Genomic DNA, 2,088 nt, shown 5'->3' with positions numbered 1-2,088 from the left:
GGAGATGCGAGAAGTTTGGAGATGCGAGAAATTTGGAGATGCGAGAAGTCAGAGTTATTACTTATAGAAGGATAACTCAAGACAAATCGCCTGTTATGGATAATAGGTCATCGACGGAACGCATGGAAAGCTTTGCCGGCTTCCATCCTGCAACAAGAGTTAAGGCTCTTTTCTCGATGCTGGGTTATCATCAGAGTGGTAATCATAAAAAATTCCCTACATTATTTGATTATTGGGGAACAAAACAGTATATTATTTAAGAAAATGTTCCCCAATTTATGCGTGAAAGGAGTGTGAATATGGCTGCAAAATATGATGATGTGCAAGAATTGCTTAGAAAAAAGGCTGATCTTAATGCCCGTTTGAGTTTGCTTGCGTATGATGGAACCCCTGAAATAAAAAATCGTGGAGATGGCAAATACTTATACACCAGAAAGCGTGTTTCGGGAAAGTTGACGTCTACGTATGTTGGTGTGTATTCGGACGATTTGTATAATCTTCTTCTTCGCAATGCAAGTGAATCTAGGCAATTGCGTAAGGAACTTCGCGCTGTGGTAAGGCAGCTTGCGAATGCTGGATATTCTAATAGTGAGTTATCTGCTGATTTGGCGAACAATATTGCTTTTGCAAGGGCTAACTTAAAGGCGAACATTTACGATCAGGCGGTTTTGGAAGGCGTTGCTACTACTTTTCCTCAAACTGAAGAGATTATAGATAACGGGAAAGTGTATGGCGTTTCTGCGAGTGACGTTCAAAAAATCTTGAATTTGAAGCATGCCTGGGAGTTTATTTTAGACGAGGATGTCGTGTTAAGTAGGTCTGATTATTACATGCTGAGTCACATAGCGCGGCTTGTTAATGAGGGCTTTTTCTTAGACGGCGGTCGCATAAGGGGTGTTCCTGTTGCGATTGGCGGATCTACTTATATTCCGCCTATTCCTAATGAAATAGATGTTAAAGAAAAAATAAGGAATATTGTTGAAGGTCAGGAAGATAGTGAGCATGCTGAAGGTAGCGTTGGAAGAAAAGAGCCTATTGATATAGCGATTGAATTATGCGTTTACTGTATGAAATCGCAGATATTTTTAGATGGAAATAAAAGGGCTTCTGTGATTTTTGCGAACCATTATTTGATTTCTCACGGTAAAGGCTTATTGGTTATTCCAGAACATAAGGTTCCGGAGTTTAAGAAGTTGCTTGTTGAATATTATGAGGGTGAAGATTTGCAGGTGATTGCTTCGTTTATGAGTGAATATTGTTGGCGACATTAAACGCGCACAACGATATTGGTTCGTCTGGCTTTGTGAATCTTGCTGTTTCTGCAAACCTTGCTGTTTATGCAAAACTAGAGTTTGCTAGTAAATAAAGAAATTAGCATTAATAATCTAGACAAATTAATAAAAAAATAATATATATGTAAAGATTATTACGGTAATCAGAGCTATGGCAGATCTTGTTTACTTAATAATCTGTTTTATACATATTTGATACAAAGTGGTATTACAAAAAAGGAGGCTAGTAGTGTTATGAGAAGTAAAACTATTTTTCGTAAAAACATTTTTCAAAGTTGTCTTGTTATGCTTCTACTGCTAGGTACTCTCTTTTCTCTTGCTGGGTGCGCTGACGATGAGGAGAAGGCGCAGCTTGCGTCGTATCATTGGGAAACGGTAGCGGTGTCTCAGGAAGAGTTTCGTATACCAGAAAACTATATGAATAAGGATGAATTATATCTCTTTGTTTCACGAGATATTCTTGATTCTCATTATGATTTGTCTAAAGTCACTCTTGGAGATAAGCGTATTAAGTTAGTTGACTCATCGTTCAATTTACCTGGTCCAGGATTTAAAGCTTTATTTTTAGTTGGAAAATTTGATTTAAAAGACAAGCCAGCCTCTGATGATCTTAAAGTACCAGGACTTAATAAAACAGGAAATGTTGCTATAGCTTATAAGAAGAGATAGTAATATTTTGCACTCAAAAATCAAGCTATCAAGCCAATCTTAACCCCTGTAACGATTACCTTTTCCTATCGTTAAAAAGGCACCCACTATCCATTTCGTGCACTCAAAATTTAGACAGACTTCCCAA

The 2,088-nt window shown here is 37.6% G+C and carries 3 protein-coding genes; all 3 read left to right on the top strand.

Annotation, left to right across the window (positions count from 1 at the left end; all coding sequences use genetic code 11):
* A partial coding sequence (locus HMPREF3190_RS07645) for a hypothetical protein (protein ID WP_449676226.1) occupies window positions 1-260 on the top strand: 260 nt, incomplete at its 5' end.
* A gap of 39 nt (window positions 261-299) precedes the next feature.
* Complete coding sequence (locus HMPREF3190_RS04695; RefSeq protein ID WP_066780862.1) at window positions 300-1,271, top strand: Fic family protein; 972 nt, start codon at window positions 300-302, stop codon at window positions 1,269-1,271.
* A gap of 255 nt (window positions 1,272-1,526) precedes the next feature.
* Window positions 1,527-1,961 (top strand): hypothetical protein, encoded by a 435-nt coding sequence (locus HMPREF3190_RS04690; RefSeq protein WP_066780860.1) that lies wholly within the window; start codon window positions 1,527-1,529, stop codon window positions 1,959-1,961.
* Window positions 1,962-2,088: the final 127 nt, after the last annotated feature.

Origin of the sequence: Umbribacter vaginalis (assembly GCA_001552935.1) — a bacterium.
Lineage (GTDB): Bacteria > Actinomycetota > Coriobacteriia > Coriobacteriales > Eggerthellaceae > Berryella > Berryella vaginalis.
This window is presented reverse-complemented; position numbering and strand designations above follow the sequence as displayed.

Coding starts and splice junctions, on each gene's coding strand:
- HMPREF3190_RS04695 (WP_066780862.1), top strand. CDS start 300: ATGGCTGCAAAATATGATGATGTGCAAGAATTGCTTAGAAAAAAGGCT.
- HMPREF3190_RS04690 (WP_066780860.1), top strand. CDS start 1,527: ATGAGAAGTAAAACTATTTTTCGTAAAAACATTTTTCAAAGTTGTCTT.